Annotated in this window: 19 protein-coding genes; 7 read left to right on the top strand and 12 right to left on the bottom strand. The window is 62.9% G+C overall.

Annotation, left to right across the window (positions count from 1 at the left end; genetic code table 11):
* Positions 1-25 precede the first annotated feature (25 nt).
* The 7 genes from ACO77H_RS16450 (at position 26) to ACO77H_RS16420 (ending at position 5,717) form a co-directional block, all read left to right on the top strand.
* The gene (locus ACO77H_RS16450) at positions 26-688 is read left to right on the top strand and encodes an amino acid ABC transporter permease (protein WP_169956572.1); all 663 of its coding nucleotides are present in this window, start codon (positions 26-28) and stop codon (positions 686-688) included.
* Between the two features lie 12 nt (positions 689-700).
* Positions 701-1,351 (top strand): amino acid ABC transporter permease, encoded by a 651-nt coding sequence (locus tag ACO77H_RS16445; protein WP_057440845.1) that lies wholly within the window; start codon positions 701-703, stop codon positions 1,349-1,351.
* Positions 1,348-2,115, top strand: coding sequence for an amino acid ABC transporter ATP-binding protein (locus tag ACO77H_RS16440; RefSeq protein WP_169956570.1), 768 nt, complete (start codon positions 1,348-1,350; stop codon positions 2,113-2,115). The genes ACO77H_RS16445 and ACO77H_RS16440 overlap by 4 nt, the downstream gene beginning before the upstream one ends.
* A gap of 15 nt (positions 2,116-2,130) precedes the next feature.
* The gene (locus ACO77H_RS16435; RefSeq protein WP_032857221.1) at positions 2,131-2,520 is read left to right on the top strand and encodes a RidA family protein; all 390 of its coding nucleotides are present in this window, start codon (positions 2,131-2,133) and stop codon (positions 2,518-2,520) included.
* A gap of 180 nt (positions 2,521-2,700) precedes the next feature.
* A complete protein-coding gene (locus ACO77H_RS16430) occupies positions 2,701-3,465 on the top strand; it encodes an IclR family transcriptional regulator (protein WP_169956620.1) in 765 nt (254 codons plus the stop codon).
* 17 nt (positions 3,466-3,482) lie between these two features.
* Positions 3,483-4,691 (top strand): amino acid deaminase, encoded by a 1,209-nt coding sequence (locus tag ACO77H_RS16425; protein ID WP_170041178.1) that lies wholly within the window; start codon positions 3,483-3,485, stop codon positions 4,689-4,691.
* 117 nt (positions 4,692-4,808) lie between these two features.
* Positions 4,809-5,717 (top strand): sugar kinase, encoded by a 909-nt coding sequence (locus tag ACO77H_RS16420; protein WP_432754291.1) that lies wholly within the window; start codon positions 4,809-4,811, stop codon positions 5,715-5,717.
* A gap of 108 nt (positions 5,718-5,825) precedes the next feature.
* On the opposite strand, the gene ACO77H_RS16415 is transcribed toward ACO77H_RS16420, so the two are convergent.
* From ACO77H_RS16415 to ACO77H_RS16360, 12 genes are all read right to left on the bottom strand, one after another.
* A complete protein-coding gene (locus ACO77H_RS16415) occupies positions 5,826-6,101 on the bottom strand; it encodes a peptidylprolyl isomerase (protein WP_029293742.1) in 276 nt (91 codons plus the stop codon).
* A gap of 41 nt (positions 6,102-6,142) precedes the next feature.
* Positions 6,143-8,692, bottom strand: coding sequence for a PAS domain-containing protein (locus ACO77H_RS16410; protein ID WP_432754290.1), 2,550 nt, complete (start codon positions 8,690-8,692; stop codon positions 6,143-6,145).
* 144 nt (positions 8,693-8,836) lie between these two features.
* Positions 8,837-10,789, bottom strand: a complete 1,953-nt coding sequence (locus ACO77H_RS16405; RefSeq protein WP_432754289.1) for an acetoacetate--CoA ligase — start codon at positions 10,787-10,789, stop codon at positions 8,837-8,839.
* Between the two features lie 145 nt (positions 10,790-10,934).
* Entirely contained in the window at positions 10,935-11,708 is a 774-nt protein-coding gene (locus tag ACO77H_RS16400; RefSeq protein ID WP_057959252.1) for a 3-hydroxybutyrate dehydrogenase, read from the bottom strand.
* 7 nt (positions 11,709-11,715) lie between these two features.
* Complete coding sequence (locus tag ACO77H_RS16395; protein ID WP_308936207.1) at positions 11,716-13,107, bottom strand: GntP family permease; 1,392 nt, start codon at positions 13,105-13,107, stop codon at positions 11,716-11,718.
* Between the two features lie 286 nt (positions 13,108-13,393).
* Positions 13,394-14,800 carry a sigma-54 interaction domain-containing protein gene (locus ACO77H_RS16390; protein ID WP_169956536.1) on the bottom strand — a complete coding sequence of 469 codons (1,407 nt, stop codon included), beginning with the start codon at positions 14,798-14,800 and terminating at the stop codon, positions 13,394-13,396.
* A gap of 105 nt (positions 14,801-14,905) precedes the next feature.
* A complete protein-coding gene (locus ACO77H_RS16385) occupies positions 14,906-16,483 on the bottom strand; it encodes an ABC transporter ATP-binding protein (RefSeq protein ID WP_432754288.1) in 1,578 nt (525 codons plus the stop codon).
* Positions 16,484-16,497: 14 nt separating this feature from the next.
* Complete coding sequence (locus tag ACO77H_RS16380) at positions 16,498-17,520, bottom strand: ABC transporter permease (RefSeq protein ID WP_432754287.1); 1,023 nt, start codon at positions 17,518-17,520, stop codon at positions 16,498-16,500.
* Entirely contained in the window at positions 17,520-18,581 is a 1,062-nt protein-coding gene (locus ACO77H_RS16375; RefSeq protein ID WP_172311699.1) for a microcin C ABC transporter permease YejB, read from the bottom strand. The genes ACO77H_RS16380 and ACO77H_RS16375 overlap by 1 nt, the downstream gene beginning before the upstream one ends.
* Entirely contained in the window at positions 18,581-20,440 is a 1,860-nt protein-coding gene (locus ACO77H_RS16370) for an extracellular solute-binding protein (RefSeq protein WP_432754286.1), read from the bottom strand. The genes ACO77H_RS16375 and ACO77H_RS16370 overlap by 1 nt, the downstream gene beginning before the upstream one ends.
* 135 nt (positions 20,441-20,575) lie before the next feature.
* Positions 20,576-20,857, bottom strand: coding sequence for a peptidylprolyl isomerase (locus ACO77H_RS16365; protein ID WP_032861429.1), 282 nt, complete (start codon positions 20,855-20,857; stop codon positions 20,576-20,578).
* An 80-nt stretch (positions 20,858-20,937) separates the two neighbouring features.
* Positions 20,938-22,008 (bottom strand): 3-deoxy-7-phosphoheptulonate synthase, encoded by a 1,071-nt coding sequence (locus ACO77H_RS16360; protein ID WP_432754285.1) that lies wholly within the window; start codon positions 22,006-22,008, stop codon positions 20,938-20,940.
* Positions 22,009-22,202 lie beyond the last annotated feature (194 nt).

The following is a 22,202-nucleotide window of genomic DNA, read 5'->3' as shown; positions in this document are numbered from 1 at the left end:
CGCCCCGCTCAAGGTACTGCCGACCATGAACTATCAGTTGAATTTTGCCGCAGTCTGGCGCGATTTCGACACCTTGCTCGCGGGCCTCGGCCTGGGCCTGCAACTGGCCTTGCTGTCGATTGCCATCGGCTGCGTGATCGGCCTGTTGATGGCTTTTGCCATGCTGTCCCGGCACCGTGCGCTGCGCATCCTGGCCTCGGTGTATGTGACGGTGGTGCGCAACACGCCGATCCTGGTGCTGATCCTGTTGATCTACTTCGCCTTGCCCAGCCTGGGTATCCGCCTGGACAAGATCCCCTCGTTCATCATCACCCTGTCGCTGTATGCCGGGGCGTATCTGACCGAAGTGTTTCGTGCCGGCCTGTTGAATATTCCCAAGGGCCTGCGCGAAGCCGGCCTGGCGATTGGCCTGGGGGAGTGGCAGATCCGCGCCTATATCACGGTGCCGGTGATGCTGCGCAACGTGCTGCCGGCGCTGTCGAACAACTTTATCTCGCTGTTCAAGGACACCTCCCTGGCGGCGGCGATTGCGGTGCCGGAGCTGACCTATTACGCCCGCAAGATCAACGTCGAAAGCTACCGGGTGATTGAAACCTGGCTGGTGACGACCGCGCTCTATGTGGCTGCCTGTTACCTCATCGCCCTGCTGCTGCGTTACCTGGAACAGCGCCTGGCGATTCGTCGATGAGAGGGGTTTTGCATGTATTGGCTGCATGAGTTGTGGATCGCCCGGGCAACCCTGTGGGCCGGGTTCCAGACCAGTGTGTATTGCTCGGTGCTGGCGATTATCTTCGGCACCCTGATCGGCATTGTCGCCGGGCTGGTGCTGACCTACGGCAAGTTCTGGATGCGCGCGCCGTTTCGTCTGTACGTTGACCTGATCCGTGGCACCCCGGTGTTTGTGCTGGTGCTGGCCTGCTTCTATATGGCACCGGCGCTCGGTTGGCAGATCAGTGCGTTCCAGGCCGGCGCCCTGGGCCTGACGCTGTTTTGCGGCTCCCATGTCGCCGAGATTGTGCGCGGTGCGCTGCAAGCCATTCCCCGTGGGCAACTGGAAGCGGGCAAGGCCATCGGCCTGACCTTCTATCAGTCCCTGGGCTATGTGTTGCTGCCCCAGGCACTGCGGCAGATTTTGCCGACCTGGGTCAATTCCTCCACCGAGATCGTCAAGGCCTCGACCCTGCTGTCGGTGATCGGCGTCGCCGAATTGCTGTTGAGCACTCAGCAAGTGATCGCCCGGACCTTCATGACCCTGGAGTTCTACCTGTTCGCCGGGTTTCTGTTCTTTGTCATCAACTACGCCATCGAGTTATTCGGGCGCTACATTGAAAAGCGGGTGGCCTTGCCATGAATCAACCATTGCTCAACATCAGCGGCCTGCGCAAACAATACGGCGCGGTGGAAGTCCTCAAGGGCGTCGATCTGTCGTTGCAGCGCGGCAACGTGGTGACGCTGATCGGCTCCAGCGGCTCGGGCAAGACCACGCTGCTGCGCTGCGTCAACCTGCTGGAGGAGTTCCAGGGCGGGCAGATCACCCTAGACGGAGAGTCCATTGGCTATGCCGATGTTGCCGGCAAGCGCGTACGCCACCCGGAAAAACTCATCGCCCAACACCGCGCCATGACCGGCATGGCGTTCCAGCAATTCAACCTGTTCCCCCATCTGAGCGCGTTGCAGAACGTCACCCTGGGCCTGCTCAAGGTCAAGCATATGGGCAAGGACGAGGCAGTGGCCCTCGCGGAAAAATGGCTGGAGCGCGTGGGCCTGCTGGAACGGCGCAACCACTTCCCCGGTCAGTTGTCCGGCGGTCAGCAACAACGCGTGGCGATTGCCCGGGCGATTGCGATGAACCCCAGCCTGATGCTGTTCGACGAAGTGACCTCGGCGTTGGACCCGGAGTTGGTCGGCGAAGTGCTCAGTGTGATCAAGGGCCTGGCGCAAGAGGGCATGACCATGTTGCTGGTGACCCACGAAATGCGCTTTGCCTACGAGGTCTCGGACAACATCGTGTTTATGAACCAGGGCCGGATTGAAGAGCAGGGGCCGCCCCAAGACATCTTCGAGCGCCCGCAATCGCCACGCCTGGCGGAATTTCTGAAAAGTATTCGTTTTTAATCAAGGAGCAACATTATGAGCATTACTCGTTACGGCGCCGGCAGCACCGCCGGTGGTGGCCAACCCCGCCCATTCGCCCGTGCGGTGGAGGCCGATGGCTGGTTGTACGTGTCGGGCCAGGTGCCGGCGGTGGAGGGCGAAATCATCAATGGCGGGATTGTCGAACAGACCCACCAGACCATGAAGAACGTGGTGGCGATCCTTGAAGAGGCCGGCTACGGGCTTGAAGACGTGGTCCGGGTCGGCGTATGGCTGGAGGACCCGCGGGATTTCTGGAGTTTCAACAAGGTCTTCGGCGAGTACTTCACCCCCGAACACGCCCCGGCACGGGCCTGTGTGCAGGCGAATATGATGGTCGATTGCAAGGTTGAGATCGATTGCGTGGCCTACAAGAAAAAAGGCTAAATGCCCGATCTCAAGACCATTAAAAATTCAATGTGGGAGTGAATTCGGGTGGGAGCGGGCTTGCTCGCGAAAGCGGTGTATCAGTGCCAGATTTGTTGGCTGACACACCGCTTTCGCGAGCAAGCCCGCTCCCACAAAAGCCCCGCCCCACATGGACCTCTTACGCTGATGAAGACCGCCATGACCGAAGACACCATCAAACGCCGCGCCAAAGGCCTGGACCGGGCGTTCGATATCCTCGATTTTCTCAAGGAAGTCGGCCAGCCCCTGCGCCCCAACGATATTGCCAGTGGCATCGGTAGCCCCAAGTCCACGGTCTACGAACTGGTCGCCTCCCTGCTGGAGCGGCGGATTCTCGAAACCGTGGGCAAGGACGGGCACGTGTACCTGGGGCGTCAGTTGTACTTCCTCGGCCAGGCCCATTTGCGCCATTTCGACCTGACCCGCGAGGCCGATCACGCCTTGCAGGAGATCGTCAGCCAAACCCACGAGACCGCGCAGATGTGCCTGCTCAACGGGCGCAAGTACACGGTGGCGCTGATGCGCGAGGGCGAGCGGCATTTCCGGATTTCTTCGGATATCGGTGAAAACGCGCCGATTCCCTGGACCGCTTCCGGGCGCTTGTTGCTGGGACATTTGAGCGACCAGCAGATCATCGACCTGATCGACCACGACGACTTTATCCTGCCGGACGGCCAGCGTTTACCCCTGGACACCTTCCTCGGGCAGATCCGCCAGGCCACTGTCGATGGGTTCTTTTCCTTCGACAGTGTTGCCGACACCTTTACCCACTGCTTTGCCGCCCCGGTGCGTGACGCCCAGGGCGTCGCCATTGCGACCCTGTGCATCGTCGCTCCACGGGCCGACGCCAAGAACAATTACGCCGACTACCGCCGGGTGCTGATCGAAAGCGCCAACAACCTGGCCCGTCGCATCAATGAATAGCGAAACGGAGTAACGCCATGTCTGCCTTCAATGCCGTTGAAAAAGGTGCCGCCGCCAGCGGTGCCCACCTGGTACGCGACGTCAGCCTGCCCGCCCTGGTGCTGCACCGCGCGGCCCTGGAACACAACATCCGCTGGATGCAGGACTTTGTCAGCAGCAGCGGCGCGCAGCTGGCGCCCCATGGCAAGACCAGCATGATGCCGGCGCTGTTCCAGCGTCAGTTGGCGCAGGGCGCCTGGGGCATCACCCTGGCCACCGCCGTGCAGACCCGCGCGGCCTATGCCGGTGGCGTGCGCCGGGTATTGATGGCCAACCAATTGGTGGGCGCGCCGAACATGGCGCTGATCGCCGAGCTGCTGGCTGACCCCGGCTTTGACTTCCATTGCCTGGTCGATCACCCGGACAACGTGGCTGACCTGGGCGCGTTCTTCGCTGCCCGTGGCCTGCGCCTGAACGTGATGATCGAATACGGCGTGGTCGGCGGCCGTTGCGGTTGCCGCAGCGAGCAAGAGGTGCTGGACCTGGCACGGGCAATCAAGGCCCAGCCGGCCCTGGCGCTCACCGGCATCGAAGGTTACGAAGGGGTGATCCACGGCGAGCATGCCGTCAGCGGCATTCGAGAGTTTGCTGCGTCCCTGGTGCGCCTGGCGGTGGATATGCAGAACAGCGGTGCCTTTGACCTGGGCAAGCCAATCATCACCGCATCGGGCTCGGCCTGGTATGACCTGATCGCCGAGTCCTTCGCTGCACAAAACGCCGAAGGGCGCTTCCTCAGCGTACTGCGCCCCGGCAGCTATGTGGCCCACGACCACGGCATCTACAAGGAGGCGCAATGCTGTGTGCTCGACCGGCGTAGCGACCTCACTGAAGGCCTGCGCCCGGCCCTGGAAGTCTGGGCCCATGTGCAATCGTTGCCGCAGCCGGGGTTTGCAGTGATTGCCCTGGGCAAGCGTGACGTGGCCTACGACGCCGGCCTGCCGGTGCCACTCAAGCGCTACAAGGCCGGCGTGTTGCCGGCGGTGGGCGATGACGTGAGTGCTTGCAAGGTTACGGCGGTGATGGACCAGCACGCCTTCATGAGCGTGGCGGCGGGGGTTGAGCTGCGCATTGGCGACATCATCTCGTTTGGCACCTCGCACCCGTGCCTGACCTTTGATAAGTGGCAGGTGGGGTGTTTGGTGGATGAGCAGTTGCAGGTAGTGGAAACCCTACAAACCTGTTTCTAGACCGCGTCGCGGCCATCGCAGGCAAGCCAGCTCCCACATTGGGATTTGTGAACACATTCAAATGTGGGAGCTGGCTTGCCGGCGATGAGGCCCCAAAACCCAGCCGAGAATCCAAATATGACCCCACACCCGCGCATCGCCCTGATCGGCGAATGCATGATCGAACTGCAACACCGCGCCGACGGCAGCCTGCAACAGAGCTTCGGTGGCGACACCCTGAACACCGCCGTCTACCTGCGCCGCGAGCTGGGCGCCAACAGCACGGTGGATTACGTCACCGCCCTGGGCGATGACAGTTTCAGCGATGCCATGTGCGCGCAATGGGCCGCCGAAGGCCTTGGCCTGGACCGCGTCCAGCGCCTGCCAGGCCGCCTGCCGGGTTTGTATTGCATCCAGACCGATGCCAATGGCGAGCGCAAATTCCTCTATTGGCGCAACGAAGCGGCGGTGCGCGATTGCTTCACCACGCCAGGGGCCGAACCGGTCCTGGCCGCCTTGCTCAGCTACGACGTGCTGTATTTGAGCGGCATCACCCTGGCGGTATTGGGTGAAGTGGGGCGCGCACGCTTGCTGGCCACGCTGCTGCAAGCCCGGCAACGTGGCGCCCGGGTGGTGTTCGACAACAACTATCGGCCGCGTCTGTGGGCCAGTGTCCAAGCCGCTCGTGAGGCCTATCAGCAGGTGTTGGCGCTGGTGGATATGGCCTTGCTCACCGAGGACGACGAACGTGCGCTGTTTGGCTATGCCGACAGCGAGCAGGTGTTCGCCGCCTATCCGGGGATTGATGAACTGGTGCTCAAGCGCGGGGCGGATGACTGTCTGATTCGCCGGGGCGGCGAGCGTTTTGCGGTGCCGGCGGTGGTGGTAGAGAAGGTGGTGGACACCACGGCGGCGGGGGATTCGTTCAGTGCGGCGTATCTGGCCAGCCGGCTCAGGGGTGGGTCGCCACAAGAAGCGGGCTTGGCGGGGCACCGGTTGGCGAGCCAGGTGATCCAGGTTCCGGGTGCGCTGATTCCCAGGCTATAAGGCCGCCTGCGGCGGATCGCGGGCAAGCCCGGCTCCCACATTTGGCCGGGTTCACATCTCCAAATGTGGGCGCTGGCTTGCCTGCGATAGCGGCCTTGAGCCAACCCCTCAGTCGCGGTAGAACACCTGCACCAAGTGATACCCAAACTTGCTCTTGATCGGCCCATGCACCACCCGCAGCGGTTTCTTGAAGATCACCGCATCAATCACCCCCACCATCTGCCCCGGCCGCACTTCACCCAGATCGCCGCCGCGCTTGCCGGACGGGCAGGTGGAGAACTTCTTGGCCAGCACATCAAAGGCTTCGCCCTTGGCAATACGCTGCTTGAGCTGTTCGGCTTCTTCGCTGGTCTTGACCAGGATATGGCGGGCTTGGGCTTTCATCGGGCAGTTACCTTGCAACGGTCGGGCTTGAAGGCGCGGGATTATGCATCAACTTGGCCGTTGACGCCGATCATGCTGCGGATTTTCGTGGCCAACTGGTCGATGGAAAACGGCTTGGCCACCATGTCCATGCCGTCTTCCAGGAAGCCCCGGCGCTCGGCGGCCGTTTCGGCATAGCCGGTCATGAACAGCACTTTGAGCTCAGGGCGGTGCTGGCGGGCGATTTCCGCCAGTTGCCGGCCGTTCATGCCGGGCAGGCCGACATCGGTCACCAGCAAGTCCACCCGCAGGTCAGACTCCAGCAACGGCAAGGCCGCGCGTGCATCGGCAGCCTGGTGGGCGGTGTAGCCCAGCTCATCGAGCAGGTTGACCACCAGCATGCGCACTGCGGCATCGTCCTCGACCACCACCACGGCTTCGCCATCCAGCGCCACGGGGGCTTCCACGGGGATTTGCGGCAGGACTTTTTCCAGGGCGGTGCCGTACAGGCGCGGCAGGTACAGGCGCACGCAGGTGCCACGCCCCGGTTCGCTGTGGATCGTGACGTGGCCGCCGGATTGCTGGGCAAAGCCATAAATCATCGACAACCCAAGGCCGGTGCCCTGGCCGATGGGCTTGGTGGTGAAAAACGGGTCGAAGGCCTTGGCCAGGATCTTGGGGGTCATGCCGGCGCCGTTGTCGCACACGCCGAGCATCACGTAGTCGCCGGCCTTGACCGGTTCCAGGGTGGTGATGTCGGTGCCGTCGAGGTAGCTGTTGGCCGTCTCGATGCTCAGTTGCCCGCCATCGGGCATGGCGTCGCGGGCGTTGATCACCAGGTTGAGCAGGGCGTTTTCCAGTTGGCTGGCGTCGGTGTTCACCGGCCAGATATCACTGCCCAGTTGCACCTTGAGGTCGATATGGGCGCCTTTGGTACGGCGGAACAGGTCTTCCAGGGACGCAACCAACTGGTTTGGGTCCAGGGGCCGGCGGTCCAGCGACTGGCGCCGGGAGAAGGCCAGCAGGCGATGGGTCAGGGCCGCCGCACGATGGGCCGAGGACACGGCGGCATCGGTGAAGCGCCCGATCTCATCGCTGCGCCCGGCGGCGATGTAGCGTTGCATCAGGTCCAGGCTGCCGATGATGCCGGTGAGCATATTGTTGAAGTCATGGGCGATCCCGCCCGTGAGCTGGCCGACCGCTTCCATCTTTTGCGCATGGCGCAGCGCATCTTCAGCGCGCTCGCGCTCGAACATTTCGTTTTGCAGGCGCTGGTTGGCCTCGGCCAGGGCCTGGGTACGCTGGGCCACGCGCTCCTCGAGGTTGTCGTTGAGGTGGCGCAGGGCTTCTTCGGTGAGTTTGCGTTCGGTCTCATCGATCACAAAGATGTAGAAGCCATTGACCGAGCCATCGGCGCTGAAGCGTGGCAGGTACTTCATCAGCGCATGCCGGGGCCGGCCGTCGCGATGGGGAGTGACGGTGATGAAACTGCACGCCTTGCCCTTGAGCGCAGCAGCGATTTTGTCGGCGCGCCCGGCGTACACCTGGGCACCGATCACTTCGAGGATGGTCTTGCCATACAGCTCTTGCGGGGTCAGGCCGTACCAGTCGAGGTAGGCGCTGTTGTTCAGGCGAAAGCGCTCCTGGTGATCCACATAGCCGATCAGCACCGGCATCGCGTTGATGATCAGTTGCAGCTCGGTCTGGCTCTGGCGCAGGGCTTGCTCGGTGTGCTTGCGTTCGGTCAGGTCCAGGGCCGCACCGAGAAAACGCGCCGGTCGGCCGTGGTGATCCTTGTAGCAGCGGCCCCGGGCGAACACCCAGCGTATCTGCCCGTCGGCCTGGAGCAGGCGATATTCCTCGGCGTACTCGGTGCCATGGGTAATGCAATGCTTGATGCTGCGGGCCACCATGCCACGGTCTTCCGGGTGCACGCCTTGCAGGTAGTCACTGATGGGCAACTGGTGGGCGTTAACCGGATCAACCCCATGCAACTGGGCAAAATGGCTGTCGGCGATAAAGCGGTCTTCGCTGATATCCCAGTCCCAGGTGCCCACTGCATCGGTGGCGGCCAGGGCCAGTTGCAAGCGTTGCTCGGTATCGTGCTGGGCCTTGAGGCTGGCCTCGGAGCGTTGTTGCAGCTCCTGGGCCAGTTGCCGGCGCTCGTTGGTTTCAATCGCCGTCACCAGGACCCCGGCGACCCGGCCACGTTCGTCGCGGATCGGGCTGTAGGTCAGGTCCAGCCAGATTTCCGTATCGCGGTGGTTGCGTTGCAGGACAAAACGCTGCTCGCTGAAGGTGCGCACCTGGCCGGCCAGCACGGCGCTGTAGATGGGGGCGGTGAAGTGTTGCAGTTCCGGCCAGACCCGGTGGGTCGGCTGGCCAAAGCCCTGGGGGTGCTTGTTGCCGGCCAGCAGGGCGAAGCCATCGTTGTAGATCTGCGTGAGTTCGTCGCCCCACAGCAACAGCATCGGCATCGGTGAGTGGATGACGATATCGATTGCCGTGCGCAGGCTTTGTGGCCAGTGGCTGGCATCACCGAGGGGGCTTGTGGCCCAGTCCAGCCGTGCGATCAGGGCCGCGGCCTCGCTGCCGGTGGGTGATCCGTTCATGTAAGTGTCCCGCGCGTAACGTCTTGAAGAATGACAGAAGCCGATTATCCCGTGCTGCGGAAACGGCTGGCTACCCCTCGAAAAATAGCATGCTTGAGGGGTTTATCTTCAAATGAGTGTGTGGGCGCTGAAACCTTTCATCTTTTATGCCAGCTCAGGGCGGTCGCGAAACTGCTCCAGGGCCTCGGGGTTGGCCAGGGCATCGGTGTTTTTCACCGGTTCGCCATGCACGACATTTCTTACCGCCAGCTCGACGATCTTGCCGCTGATGGTGCGCGGGATGTCACTCACGCTGAGAATCTTCGCCGGCACGTGGCGCGGCGTGGTGTTGGCGCGGATCACCTCGCGGATCTGCTGTTCGAGGGCGGCGTCCAGGTGTTCGCCGTCATTGAGCCGCACAAACAGCACCACGCGCACATCGTCCTGCCAGCGTTGGCCGATGGCCAGGCTTTCCAGGACCTGCGGGACTTTTTCCACCTGGCGGTAGATCTCCGCCGTGCCGATGCGTACGCCGCCGGGGTTGAGCACTGCATCCGAACGCCCGTGGATCAGCAGGCTGCCGTTGGAACGTTGCTCGGCATAGTCGCCCTGGGCCCACACACCTGGGAACTGGCTGAAATACGAGGCGCGCAGTTTTTCCCCTTGGGGGTCATGCCACAGGCCGACGGGCATGGCCGGGAAGTGCCGGGTGCACACCAGTTCACCTTTTTCGCCGACCAGCGGCCGGCCCTGGTCGTCCCACACTTCGATGGCCATCGCCAGGCTCTTGCATTGCATTTCACCGCGCCGTACCGGCAGCACCGGGTTGCCGATGACAAAGCAGGAGACGATATCGGTACCGCCCGACATCGACGACAGGCACAGCTCCTGTTTGATGTCGCGGTACACGTAGTCGTAGCTCTGGGGCGACAGTGGCGAGCCGGTCGAGATCAGGCCCTTGAGGCTGCCCAGGTCATGGCTGCGGCGCGGTTGCAGGCCGGCTTTTTCCAGGGTGGCGAGGAATTTCGGGCTGGTGCCGAACACGCTGATGCGCTCCTGGTCGATCAGGTCAATCAGGCGCTCGGGCCCCGGATGAAACGGCGAGCCGTCATACAGCACCACCGTGGCGCCGATGGCCAGTACCGAGACCAGCCAGTTCCACATCATCCAGCCGCAGGTGGTGTAGTAGAACAAGCAGTCGTCGCGCGACAGGTCGGCGTGCAGGCCGTGTTCCTTGAGGTGGGTCAGCAGCACGCCACCGGTGCCGTGGATGATGCACTTGGGCACGCCGGTGGTGCCGCTGGAGTAGAGGATGTACAGCGGGTGGTCGAAGGGCACGGCGACAAACTGTGGTTCGCCGCCCGGGCGGTAGAAGTCATCCCACAGGGCTACGTTGGCCTGGGTCTGGTAATCCTCGACGCGCGCCTCGGGCCGGGCGTAGGGCACGATGATCAGGTGTTGCAGGGTGGGCAGGCGCTCGAGGATTTCATTGAGCTTGGCGCTCTGGTCGATCAGCTTGCCAGCGTAGCGATAGCCGGCGCAGGTGATCAGCACCTTGGGTTCGATCTGGCCGAAGCGGTCGATCACCCCTTGGGTGCCGAAATCCGGCGAGGAACACGACCAGATCGCCCCGAGGCTGGTAGTGGCGAGCATGCCCACCAGGGTTTGCCAGGTATTGGGCATGCACGCCGCCACCCGATCTCCCAGGCCCACGCCGGCTGCTTGCAGGCTGCGCTGCAGGCCGGCGACGTGGCGGGCCAGTTCGGCATAGGTCAGTTGTTCGCGCTGGCCGTCTTCGCTGATGGCGACCACGGCGGGGTGGTCATCGCGGCGGCGCAGCAGGTGCTCGGCAAAGTTCAGGGTGGCGCCGGGAAACCACTGCGCGCTGGGCATCTGCGCGCCTTCCACCAGCACTGTGCCGGGCGGCGTACGAAACTGCACGTCGAAGAACTCGACAATCGCCGCCCAGAACGCCGGGCGCTGGTCGATGCTCCATTGGTGCAGGCTGGGGTAATCGTTGATCTGCAAGGCGTGGCGATCATTGATAAAGCGCCGGAACTGGTCCATCCGGGTGTTGTGGATGCGTTCCGGGCTGGGTTGCCAGAGGATATCGGACATGGCGCACTCTCTTGTTCTTGTATGAAATCTGCCAGGCACCACACATCCAAACTGTGGGAGCTGGCTTGCCTGCGATAGCGGTGGTGGCTGGCCGACCGCTATTGCAGGCAAGCCAGCTTCTACAGGGGGTTTGCGGTGTTTGGGTTTACTGGGCCAACCACCCGCCATCGATATTCCACGCCGCGCCACGCACCTGGCTGCCGGCCTCGCTGCACAGGAACAGTACCAGCTCACCCAACTGCGGTGGCGTGACAAATTCCAATGACGGCTGCTTCTCGGCCAGCAGGTCATGCTGGGCCTGTTGCGGGTCGACGCCTGCGGCAATGCGGTCATCGATCTGCTTTTGCACCAGCGGGGTCAAGACCCAGCCGGGGCAAATGGCGTTGCAGGTCACGTTGCTGGTGGCGGTTTCCAGGCCAACGACCTTGGTCAGGCCGATTACCCCATGCTTGGCCGCGACGTAGGCCGCCTTGCCCACCGAGCCGACCTGGCCGTGCACCGAAGCGATGTTGACGATCCGCCCCCAGCCCTTGGCCTTCATGCCCGGCAGGCTCAGGCGCGTGCTGTGGAACACCGACGACAGGTTAATGGCGATGATCGAGTCCCAGCGCTCCACCGGAAAATCTTCCACCGCCGCCACATGCTGGATGCCCGCGTTATTGACCAGGATGTCGATGCCACCGAACTCGCGCTCGGCGTAGGCGACCATCTCGGCGATCTGCGCCGGGTCGCTGACATCGGCCGGGTGATGGCCGACCTTGCCGCCAAACGCCTGCACTTGGGCGATCACCGCGCTGGCATCGCCGAAGCCGTTGAGGATCAGGTTGGCGCCGGCTTTGGCCAGGCTCAGGGCAATGCCCAGGCCGATGCCGCTGGTGGAGCCGGTGACCAGGGCGGTCTTGCCGTTCAATGTCGTCATGAAAACCTCACACAATGCCGGTGGCGTAGAAAGTACCGATCACCACGAACACCGCGAGGGTCTTGATGATCGTGATGCCGAAAATGTCCTTGTAGGCTTCGCGGTGGGTCAGCCCGGTCACCGCCAGCAGCGTGATGACCGCGCCGTTGTGGGGCAGGGTGTCCATGCCGCCGCTGGCCATGGCCGCGACCCGGTGCAGCACTTCCAGGGGGATATTGGCGGCATGGGCCGCGGAAATAAAGCTCTCGGACATGGCCGCCAGGGCGATGCTCATGCCGCCGGAAGCAGAGCCGGTGATACCGGCCAACAGGGTCACGGTAATCGCCTCGTTGACCAGCGGGTTGGGGATGCCCTTGAGCCAGTCCGCCAACACCAGGAAGCCCGGCAGCGAAGCGATCACCGCACCGAAGCCGTATTCCGAAGCCGTGTTCATCGCCGCCAGCAGCGCGCCGCTGACTGCGCTTTTACTGCCTTCGGCCAACTTGCTCTTGATCGCCGAAAAGCCAAACACCAGGACCATGATGATCCCCACCAGCAACGCCGCCTGCACCGCCCAGATTGCGGTGAGCTTGGCGATTTCCGTGGTCACCGGCGCGCTCATGCCCGGCAGGGCAAGGCTGTGGGTCTTGCCGTACCACTGCGGGATCCAGTGGGTGAACAGCAGGTTCATCACCCCCACCAGAATCAGCGGCGACAGGGCGATCCACGGGTTGGGCAGGCTCAGGTCTTCGGCGGTTTCCGGCTCGTTGCGCAAGTCGGTGCCATAGCCTTCGCCGGCACGCTGGGCCTTGTTGCGCTGGCGTGCCAGGTACAGCATGCCGGTGCAGAAAACAAAGATCGTGCCGATCAGACCCAGCCACGGCGCGGCCCAGGCGGTGGTGTTGAAGAAGGTGCTGGGGATGATGTTCTGGATCTGCGGCGTGCCGGGCAGGGCGTCCATGGTGAACGAGAACGCGCCCAGGGCAATGGTCGCCGGGATCAGGCGCTTGGGGATATTGCTCTGGCGGAACATCTCGGCGGCGAACGGGTACACCGCAAACACCACCACAAACAGCGACACGCCGCCGTAGGTCAGCAGGGCACACACCAGCACGATCACCAGCATCGCCTGGCGGGTGCCGAGCAGACGGATGGCGGCCGCGACGATCGAGCGCGAAAAGCCTGACAGCTCGATCAGCTTGCCGAACACCGCGCCGAGCAGGAACACCGGGAAGTAGAGTTTGATAAAGCCGACCATTTTTTCCATGAACACCCCGGTAAAGGCGGGGGCGACGGCGGAAGGGTCGGTGAGCAGTACGGCGCCAAGGGCGGCGATGGGGGCAAACAGGATGACGCTATAGCCACGGTAGGCGGCCAGCATCAGCAGCGCGAGCGCCGCCAGGGCAATGATCACACTCATGGTGTGTCTCCATCGGATTGTTATTGTTGTGGGGTAATGCTGTAGGAAGGGGCTATAGCGGGAAGCGTGCCAAGTTTGTAAGTTGTTGATGTATATAGATATTTATAATTTCTGTGCTGTGATTTTCATGCGCAGTCTCTATTTCAAGACAGATGAAATTCCAATGTGGGAGCGGGCTTGCTCGCGAAAGCGCTGTGTCAGGCAATGATTTGTTGCTGATAGACCGCATTCTCGGGCAAGCCCGCTCCCACAGGGGGGGTGTCTTGGTAAATAGATTTGTGTCTCTTTATTGAGATTGAGCGATGCCCAGCGCCACCATCTTCTTGTACAGCGTCGAGCGCCCAAGCCCCAATTGCTTGGCCGCCTCGATCACATTGCCCTCGCACTGGCGCAACGCGGCAGCAATCAACTGCCGGTCAAACCGCTGCCGTGCCGCGCTGAAGGTCTGGACCTCGACTGGCGCCACGGCGCTGCGCTCTACCGGGCTGAACGTACCGATCGCCGCACGAATTTCCCGCGCATCCAGCACCAGGTCATCACTGAGCAACGCTGCGCGCTCCAGCACGTTGCGCAACTCGCGGATGTTTCCTGGCCAGGCATGCTCGGCCAGCAGCGCCAGGGCTTCGCGGTCCAGTTCATGCTGGCTGCGCAGTTCTTCAAGGATCGCTTCGCTCAACGCCGGAATATCATCCAGGCGTTCGCGCAGGGGCGGGACCTGGATCGGCAATACGTTGAGGCGGTAATACAAATCGGCGCGAAATTCGCCGCGCTTGATCGCGGCTTCCAGGTCGGTGGAGGTCGCGGCGATCACCCGTACGTCGCTGTGGATCATTTCGTTGGAGCCCACCGGCTCGAACTCTTTCTCCTGCAGCACCCGCAGCAGTTTGCTTTGCAGGGGCAGCGGCATGTCGCCGATTTCATCGAGAAACAACGTCCCGCCCTGGGCGATTTGCAGTTTGCCGGCGCGGCCCTTGCGGTCGGCGCCGGTGAATGCGCCGGGCGCGGTGCCGAAAAACTCGGCTTCCAGAAGGTCGTGGGGGATGGCGGCGCTGTTGATGCTGACAAAGGCCTTATGGGCGCGTGGCGAGGCGCCATGGATGGCCTGGGCCAGCAGCTCCTTGCCGGTGCCGGTTTCGCCCAGCAGCAACACCGGCGACTCGGCACTGGCACTGCGCCGCGCCCGGCGCTTGACCTCCAGGCTGGCAGCGCTGGTGCCGATAAAGTGCGCGAAGTTGTATTTGCTCTGGCGCGAGCGCAGCAGCGAACGGGTCGAGGCCAACTCCTGTTGCATGCTCAGGTAGCGCTCGATCATCGGCGAGAGGTTGCGCAACTCATCGAACAGGGCAAAACCGATGGCGCCGATGACCTTGCCGGCATCGTCGTGGATCGGCAGGCGCATCACCACCAACGGGCCTTTGGGCGTGTCCTGGATATCCAGGAGGATCGGCTGGTCACTGCGCACCACCTGGCGCAGCAGGCTGTTGGAGATCACCTGTTCGCACGGCTGGCCGATGGCCTGGTCGGCGCTTTTGAGGCCGAAGCGCTTGGCGTAGCGCTCGTTCATCCACACGATGTTGGCGTCGCGGTCGACAATCACCGTGCCTTCGCTGGACTGCTCGATGATCTCGAACAGGGACTGGATCGCCAGGCCACGAACGTGCGGGTAGTCCTTGAGGCTTTCGGTGGTGTTCATGCTCGGGGCGCCAACAAAAAAGATGAATGAATGACCTGATCCCCTGTAGAAGCCGGCTTGCCGGCGATGGCGATTTTACTGGCGCCATCGCCGGCAAGCCGGCGCCTACAGAGGGAGTTGCGTGGCGGCCAGCAGTTCCTGGGTGTAGGGGTGCTGTGGTGAGTCGAACACCGCCTGGCTCGGCCCGCGCTCGACCACCTTGCCGTCCTTGATCACGATCATGTCGTGGGCCATGGCCCGCACAACGGCCAGGTCATGGCTGATAAACAGGTAGGTCAGGCCGTACTTTTCCTGCAATTCACGCAGCAGCGCCACCACTTGTTTTTGCACGGTGCGATCCAGGGCCGAGGTGGGCTCGTCCAGCAGCATCAAGGCCGGGCGCAGCACCAGGGCGCGGGCGATGGCGATGCGTTGGCGCTGGCCACCGGAGAATTCGTGGGGGTAGCGATGGCGGCTGGCCGGGTCGAGGCCCACATCCTGCAGCACCTTGATCACCTGCGCATCACGCTCTTGCAGGCTGCAGGGCGCGTGCACCTCCAGGCCTTCGCTGATGATCTGTTGCACCGACATGCGCGGGCTGAGGCTGCCATAGGGATCCTGGAACACCACCTGCATCTGCTTGCGCCACGGGCGCATCTGTTTCTGGCTGAGGCTATCGAGGGCCTCGCCCTGGAAGCGGATGCTGCCGCTGGAGTCGAGCAAGCGCAGGATTGCCTGGCCGAGGGTGGACTTGCCGGAGCCTGACTCGCCGACGATCCCCAGGGTCTTGCCCCGTTGCAGTTCCAGGCTGATGCCATCCACCGCTTGCAGGTACTGCCTGCGCCGGAACAGCCCGCCAGCGATGGGGAAACGCACACTCAGGCCGTCGACCTGCAACACCGTCTCGCGTGCATCCTGGCACAGTGCCGTGCCGACCGGTTCGGCATCCAGCAGCAGGCGGCTGTAGGGGTGTCGTGGGGCATTGAACAGGGTTTGGCAGTCGGCCTGCTCGACGATTTCCCCGGCCTGCATCACGCACACGCGCTGGGCAATGCTGCGCACCAGGTTGAGGTCATGGCTGATCAGCAGCAAGGACATGCCCAGGCGTTGCTGCAAGGATTTGAGCAGCAGCAGGATCTTGCGCTGCACCGTCACATCCAGGGCGGTAGTCGGCTCGTCGGCAATCAGCAGTTCCGGCTCGCAGGCCAGGGCCATGGCGATCATCACCCGCTGGCGCTGGCCGCCCGACAACTGATGGGGGTAGGACTTGAGGCGTTCCTGGGGATTGCGGATGCCCACCAGGTCCAGCAGCTCGAGGATACGCGCCTGGGCCGCCTTGCCGCCGAGGCCCTTGTGCAGCAGCAGGGTTTCGCCGATCTGCTTTTCGATGCTGTGCAGGGGGTTGAGGGAGGTCATCGGCTCCTGGAAGATCATCGCGATACGGTTGCCCCGCAGTTTTTGCAGGGTGCTGGCGGCGGCGCCGAGCAGTTCCTGGCCGCGATAGCGCACCGAGCCTGTGGTAGCCGTGCCGGCCTGGGGCAGCAGTTGCAGGATCGAATGGGCCGTCACCGATTTGCCCGAGCCCGACTCGCCCACCAGCGCCAGGCACTCGCCGGGGCGGATATCCAGGCTCAGGTTGCGCACCACGGTCTGGCCGTTGAAGGCGACGCACAGGTCGCGGATCTCGATCAGGTTGTCAGTCATGGATGCATCGCCCTTCATGATCGTGGGTCGAAGGCGTCACGCAGCGCCTCGCCGATAAATACCAGCAGCGACAGAATCAGCGCCAGGGTGAAAAAGGCCGTGAGCCCGAGCCACGGCGCCTGCAGGTTTTGCTTGCCCTGGGCGATCAACTCACCCAGGGACGCGCTGCCCGCCGGCATGCCGAAGCCGAGGAAATCCAGGGCGCTGAGGGTGGAAATCGCCCCGGTCAGGATGAAAGGCAGGTAGCTCAGGATGGCGGTCATCGCGTTCGGCAGGATGTGCCGGCGGATGATCTTGCCGTCACTCAGGCCCAGGGCTCGCGCGGCTTTCACATATTCCAGGTTGCGCCCGCGCAGGAATTCGGCGCGCACCACATCCACCAGGGCCAGCCAGGAAAACAGCGCCATGATCCCCAGCAGCCACCAGAAGTTGGGCTCGACAAACCCCGAGAGGATGATCAGCAGGTACAGCACCGGCAGCCCCGACCACACTTCGAGGATGCGCTGGCCGAGCAGGTCGACCCAGCCGCCGTAATAGCCCTGCAAGGCACCGGCGGCAATGCCGATGACGGCGCTGATCGCGGTCAGGCCGAGGGCGAACAGGATCGATACCCGTGCGCCGAAGATCACCCGCGCCAGCACATCGCGGGACTGGTCGTCGGTGCCCAGCCAGTTCACCGTGGACGGCGGGCTGGGGGCAGGGCGGGTCAGTTCGTAGTTGGGCGTGTCATCGCTGAAGGGGATCGGTGGGAACAGCATCCAGCCGCCGTCTTGCTTGATCAGTTGCTGCACGTAGTCACTGCGGTAGTCGGCCTGGAATGGCAGTTGCCCGCCGAACTGCTGCTCGGTGTAGCGCTTGAACACCGGGAAATACAACTGGTCCTGATAGCTCAGCACCAGGGGTTTGTCGTTGGCGATCAACTCGCCGCCCAGGGTCAGGATAAACAGGCCGATAAACAGCCACAGCGACCACCAACCCCGGCGGTTTTGCTTGAAGCGTTCGAAGCGCCGACGGGCTACGGGAGACAGATTGAGCATCAGGCGTTCCTCGCGGCAAAGTCGATACGCGGGTCCACCAGGGTGTAGCAGAGGTCGCCGATCAGTTTTATCAAGAGGCCAAACAGGGTGAAGATAAACAGTGAGCCAAACACCACTGGATAGTCCCGCGACACCGCCGCTTCGTAGCTCATGCGGCCCAGGCCGTCGAGGGAGAAGATCACCTCGATCAGCAGCGAACCGGCGAAGAACACACTGATAAACGCCTGGGGGATCCCGGAGATCACCAGCAGCATGGCGTTGCGAAATACATGGCCGTAGAGCACGCGCCGTTCGCTCAGGCCCTTGGCGCGTGCGGTGACCACGTACTGACGGGTGATTTCATTGAGGAACGAGTTTTTGGTGAGGATGGTCAAGGTGGCGAAACCACCGATCACCAGGGCGCTGACCGGCAGCACCAGGTGCCAGAAATAATCGGCGACCTTGCCCAGGGTACTCAGTTGCTCGAAGTTCTCCGACACCAGGCCCCGCACCGGGAACCAGTTCAGGGTGGTGCCGCCGGCAAAGACCACGATCAAGAACATCGCGAACAGGAAGGCCGGCATCGCGTAGCCAATGACGATGGCGGTGCTGCTCCACACATCGAAACTGCTGCCGTGGCGCACCGCCTTGCGGATCCCCAGGGGGATCGATACCAGGTAGGTGATCAGCGTGGCCCAGAGGCCGAGGGAAAGGGTCACCGGCATCTTTTCCAGGATCAGGTCGATCACCGTGGCGCCGCGAAAGAAGCTGTTGCCAAAATCCAGCTGGGCGTAGTTCTTGAGCATCAGCCACAGGCGTTCGGGCGCGGATTTGTCGAAGCCGTATTGTTTTTCGATGTCCTTGATCAGCTTGGGGTCGAGGCCGCGACTGGCGCGTGAGCCACTGCTGACGCCGTCGCCGGCCGAGCCGCCGACGCCCCCGCCGCCAATCCCCTGCAAGTGGGCGATGGCTTGCTCCACCGGCCCGCCGGGCGCGGCCTGGACGATCACAAAGTTCACCAGCAGGATGATCACCAGGGTCGGGATGATCAGCAGCAGGCGCCGCACGATATAGGCAAACATCAGCGGGCACCTCGCGGCTTGTTCAGTTCGGCTTTCATCTGCTCATTGGTCAGGGGTGTCGGGCTGACCTCCCACCACGATTCCAGCGCCTCGTCGTTGCTGGCCTCGATGGCCGGGCGACCGAAGCGGTTCCACCACGCGGCCGAGGTGCCGGGCGGGTAGTAATTGGGGATCCAGTAGTAATTCCATTGCAGCACCCGGTCCAGGGCATGGGCGTAGCTGAGCATCTGCGCCTGGGTGGTAGCACGCACCAGGCCGGTGACCAGGGTGTCGACCGCCGGGTTTTGCAGGACGATGTAGTTGTTGCTGCCCGGGTCGAAGGCCGACGAGGAACCGAAGTAGTTGTACAGCTCCATGCCTGGCGAAGTGGTGACCGGGAAGCCGGTGACGATCATATCGTAGTCGCGGGTCATCAGGCGGTTGACGTACTGGGATGAGTCGATGCGCCGGATGTTGAGGGTAATGCCGATCTGCGCCAGGTTGCGTTTATAGGGGAGCAGCAGGCGTTCGAGGCCGTTTTGCACATTGAGGAAGGTGAACTCCAGGGGTTCGCCGGCAGCGTTCACCAGCTTGTCGCCCTTGGGCGTCCAGCCGGCGTCTTCCAGCAAGGCCAGGGCTTGCAGTTGCTTGTCGCGGATCATGCCGCTGCCGTCGGTGGTCGGCGCCTTGAACACTTGGGTGAAGACTTCGTCGGGGATCTGCCCGCGCAAGGGTTCGAGAATCGCCAGTTCCTGGGCGTCGGGCAGTTGGGTGGCGGCCAGCGGGCTGTTGGAAAAGTAGCTTTGCTGGCGGATATACAGGTTGCGCATCATCTGCCGGTTGGCCCACTCGAAATCCCAGAGCATGGCCAGGGCCTGGCGCACGCGGCGGTCCTGGAATATCGGCTTTTGCATATTGAACACGTAGCCCTGGGCCGCTTGCGGGGCTTGCTTGGCCAGGTGCGCGCGTTGCAGGCGGCCATCGTCCAGGGCCGGGCCGTTGTAGCCGATGGAATAGCCGGTGGCGGAGAACTCGCGGTTGAAGTCATAGGCGCCGCCGCGCAGGACCTGGCGCGCGACTTCGGTATCGCCGAAGTACTCCAGGCTCAAGCGGTCGAAGTTGTACAGGCCGCGGCTGACGGGCAAGTCCTTGCCCCACCAGTCGGGGTCGCGCTGGAAGGTGATAGTGCTGCCGGAATTGATCTTGCTGACTTTGTACGGACCGCTGCCCAGGGGCACCTCATAGCCGCCGCCGTTGGCGAAGTCGCGGCTTTTCCACCAATGTTCGGGGAACACCGGCAGGGTCGCGATATCCAGGGGCAGGGTGCGGTTCTCGTTGCTGGAGAAGTCAAAGCGCACTTGCAGGGGGCCTTCGACCTCGACGTGCTTGACGTCGGCAAACAGCGTGCGAAAGCGCAGGCTGCCCTGGGTCATCAGCAGGTTGAAGCTATAGCGTACGTCTTCTGCGGTGATCGGCTTGCCGTCGGCAAATCGCGCCTTGGGGTTGAGGAAAAAACGCAGGTACAGGCCGTCCTCGGCGCGCTCCATCTTTTGCGCGACCAGGCCGTAGACGGTATAGGGCTCATCCAGCGAGCGGTAGGCCAGGGGCGAATACACCCAGCCGTCCAGCTGGCTGACGCCGATGCCTTTGTCGATATACGGCAGTACATGGTCGAAGCGGCCGACTTCGAGGGCCGAGCGCTTGAGGCTGCCGCCCTTGGGGGCATCGGGGTTCACATAGTCGAAATGCTTGAAATCGGCGGGGTACTTGGCAGGTTCGCCGTAGACGGTCAATGCCTGTTGCGGGGCAGCAAACGAGATGGAACTCGCCAGCAGCAGGGCCAGGGTAGAGCCAACTAACGTGAGGAAGTCCAGTCGCATTATCAGCCTTGAGCGCCGGGTGAAGAAGGAAGGGGACTTGTACCCTAACCGCACGCGGGTCGCCAGTCACCCCACTGGCACACAAACACAACGGCCCACCAAAAGGCGGGCCGTTGTGTTTTGCAAAGATGTGGATCAGTCCTGGCGGCTGGTCACTTCCAGCAGGTGATAACCGAACTGGGTTTTCACCGGGCCCTGCACGGTGTTGACCGGGGCGCTGAACACGACAGTGTCGAATTCCTTGACCATCTGGCCAGGGCCGAACGAACCCAGGTTGCCGCCATCACGGCTCGATGGGCAGCTGGAGTTGGCTTTGGCGATTTCTGCGAAATCAGCGCCGCCTTCGATCTGGGCTTTGAGTTCGTTGCACTTGTCTTCGGTGGCAACCAGGATGTGACGGGCGGTAGCTTTAGCCATGATGGGTAACTCCTTGAATAAAAAAGGTGAGCGTACCGGATTCAGGCGGTTATTTCCCGGCAAAGTTCCACTGATTTACATCAGGCTTGATCGCGCAGACGTGCGGCCGCTTCACGCAGCAACTGCTCAGTCCCATCCCAACCCAGGCAGCCGTCGGTCACCGAGACGCCGTAGCGCATCGACGGGCTGAGCGGCTGGCAGCCTTCGAACAAATGACTCTCCAGCATCATGCCGATCAGCGAGGTGTCGCCCTGCAAGCGCTGCTCCAGCACGTCATTGAACACCGCTGGCTGGCGCATCGGGTCCTTGCCGCTGTTGGCGTGGCTGCAATCGACCATGATCCGCGTGGCCACTTTGCTTTTGGCCAGGTCGGTCTTGACCTGGGCCACGCTCTGGCGGTCGTAGTTCGGGCCGCGATGGCCGCCGCGCAACACCAGGTGGGTGTCGGCGTTGCCCGGAGTCTGGATGATCGCCGGATGGCCCTGGCTGTCGACGCCAAAGTGGCGGTGCGGATGGGCTGCCGAACGCATGGCGTCGCAGGCGATGGCCACGCCGCCGTCGGTGCCGTTCTTGAAGCCGACGGGCATGCCCAGGCCGCTGGCCATTTCCCGGTGGATCTGCGATTCGGTGGTGCGGGCGCCGACGGCGACCCAACTGAGCACATCGTCGAAGTAGCCGGCGGCCATTGGTTGCAGCAACTCGGTGGCGACCGGCAAGCCCAGGCGCAGCATTTCGCGCATCAATTCCCGTGACAGCGTGAGGCCGGCGGCCATGTCATCGCTGCCATCGAGGTGCGGGTCGTAGGCCAGGCCTTTCCAGCCGATGGTGGTGCGCGGTTTTTCGACGTAGGCGCGGATTACCAGGAGCATCTGGTCACTGACGTCATTGGCCAGTTTCTTCAGATTGCGCGCGTATTCCATGGCGGATTCGGGGTCATGGATCGAGCAGGGGCCGACGATGACCAGCAGGCGCGAGTCTTCACCCGTGAGAATCGCGCGGATCGCCTGGCGATGAGCGTTGACTTGCTCGGTCAGGAACGGGCTCAGGGGCAATTGGTGCTTGAGCTCAAGGGCGCTGGGCAAACGCTGGGTCAGCGCTTCATTGGCGCTGGACAGGGTGGTGACGGGCAGGGCGGCGATGGAGGAGTTCATATGTTCTGCTTCCTGGGCAAGCGGCGGGCTGTTCCCGCGCGCTCTGCCCTACTGGGGTGTTCGACAATTGGCCGTATTGGCTGCGTGTGTTGGCTTGCCACCAAGAGGTGACCGATCGGAGGCGGCAGGCTGTCCCGAACGGAGCTTGCTAAATCGCCAGGCGGTGCAGGTGTCGTAACGGTAATAAGTGCTGA

Source organism: Pseudomonas sp. WMBT8, assembly GCF_050916005.1.
Classification (GTDB): Bacteria; Pseudomonadota; Gammaproteobacteria; order Pseudomonadales; family Pseudomonadaceae; genus Aquipseudomonas.
This window is presented reverse-complemented; position numbering and strand designations above follow the sequence as displayed.

What these genes read in the sequence shown, in the direction of transcription:
- ACO77H_RS16360 (WP_432754285.1), bottom strand. Translation starts at nt 22,008, where the DNA reads ATGAACTCCTCCATCGCCGCCCTGCCCGTCACCACCCTGTCCAGCGCC.
- ACO77H_RS16380 (WP_432754287.1), bottom strand. Translation starts at nt 17,520, where the DNA reads ATGCTCAATCTGTCTCCCGTAGCCCGTCGGCGCTTCGAACGCTTCAAG.
- ACO77H_RS16365 (WP_032861429.1), bottom strand. Translation starts at nt 20,857, where the DNA reads ATGGCTAAAGCTACCGCCCGTCACATCCTGGTTGCCACCGAAGACAAG.
- ACO77H_RS16405 (WP_432754289.1), bottom strand. Translation starts at nt 10,789, where the DNA reads ATGTCCGATATCCTCTGGCAACCCAGCCCGGAACGCATCCACAACACC.
- ACO77H_RS16400 (WP_057959252.1), bottom strand. Translation starts at nt 11,708, where the DNA reads ATGACGACATTGAACGGCAAGACCGCCCTGGTCACCGGCTCCACCAGC.
- ACO77H_RS16390 (WP_169956536.1), bottom strand. Translation starts at nt 14,800, where the DNA reads ATGAACACCACCGAAAGCCTCAAGGACTACCCGCACGTTCGTGGCCTG.
- ACO77H_RS16435 (WP_032857221.1), top strand. Translation starts at nt 2,131, where the DNA reads ATGAGCATTACTCGTTACGGCGCCGGCAGCACCGCCGGTGGTGGCCAA.
- ACO77H_RS16440 (WP_169956570.1), top strand. Translation starts at nt 1,348, where the DNA reads ATGAATCAACCATTGCTCAACATCAGCGGCCTGCGCAAACAATACGGC.
- ACO77H_RS16425 (WP_170041178.1), top strand. Translation starts at nt 3,483, where the DNA reads ATGTCTGCCTTCAATGCCGTTGAAAAAGGTGCCGCCGCCAGCGGTGCC.
- ACO77H_RS16375 (WP_172311699.1), bottom strand. Translation starts at nt 18,581, where the DNA reads ATGTTTGCCTATATCGTGCGGCGCCTGCTGCTGATCATCCCGACCCTG.
- ACO77H_RS16420 (WP_432754291.1), top strand. Translation starts at nt 4,809, where the DNA reads ATGACCCCACACCCGCGCATCGCCCTGATCGGCGAATGCATGATCGAA.
- ACO77H_RS16370 (WP_432754286.1), bottom strand. Translation starts at nt 20,440, where the DNA reads ATGCGACTGGACTTCCTCACGTTAGTTGGCTCTACCCTGGCCCTGCTG.
- ACO77H_RS16410 (WP_432754290.1), bottom strand. Translation starts at nt 8,692, where the DNA reads ATGAACGGATCACCCACCGGCAGCGAGGCCGCGGCCCTGATCGCACGG.
- ACO77H_RS16415 (WP_029293742.1), bottom strand. Translation starts at nt 6,101, where the DNA reads ATGAAAGCCCAAGCCCGCCATATCCTGGTCAAGACCAGCGAAGAAGCC.
- ACO77H_RS16445 (WP_057440845.1), top strand. Translation starts at nt 701, where the DNA reads ATGTATTGGCTGCATGAGTTGTGGATCGCCCGGGCAACCCTGTGGGCC.
- ACO77H_RS16385 (WP_432754288.1), bottom strand. Translation starts at nt 16,483, where the DNA reads ATGACTGACAACCTGATCGAGATCCGCGACCTGTGCGTCGCCTTCAAC.
- ACO77H_RS16450 (WP_169956572.1), top strand. Translation starts at nt 26, where the DNA reads ATGAACTATCAGTTGAATTTTGCCGCAGTCTGGCGCGATTTCGACACC.
- ACO77H_RS16395 (WP_308936207.1), bottom strand. Translation starts at nt 13,107, where the DNA reads ATGAGTGTGATCATTGCCCTGGCGGCGCTCGCGCTGCTGATGCTGGCC.
- ACO77H_RS16430 (WP_169956620.1), top strand. Translation starts at nt 2,701, where the DNA reads ATGACCGAAGACACCATCAAACGCCGCGCCAAAGGCCTGGACCGGGCG.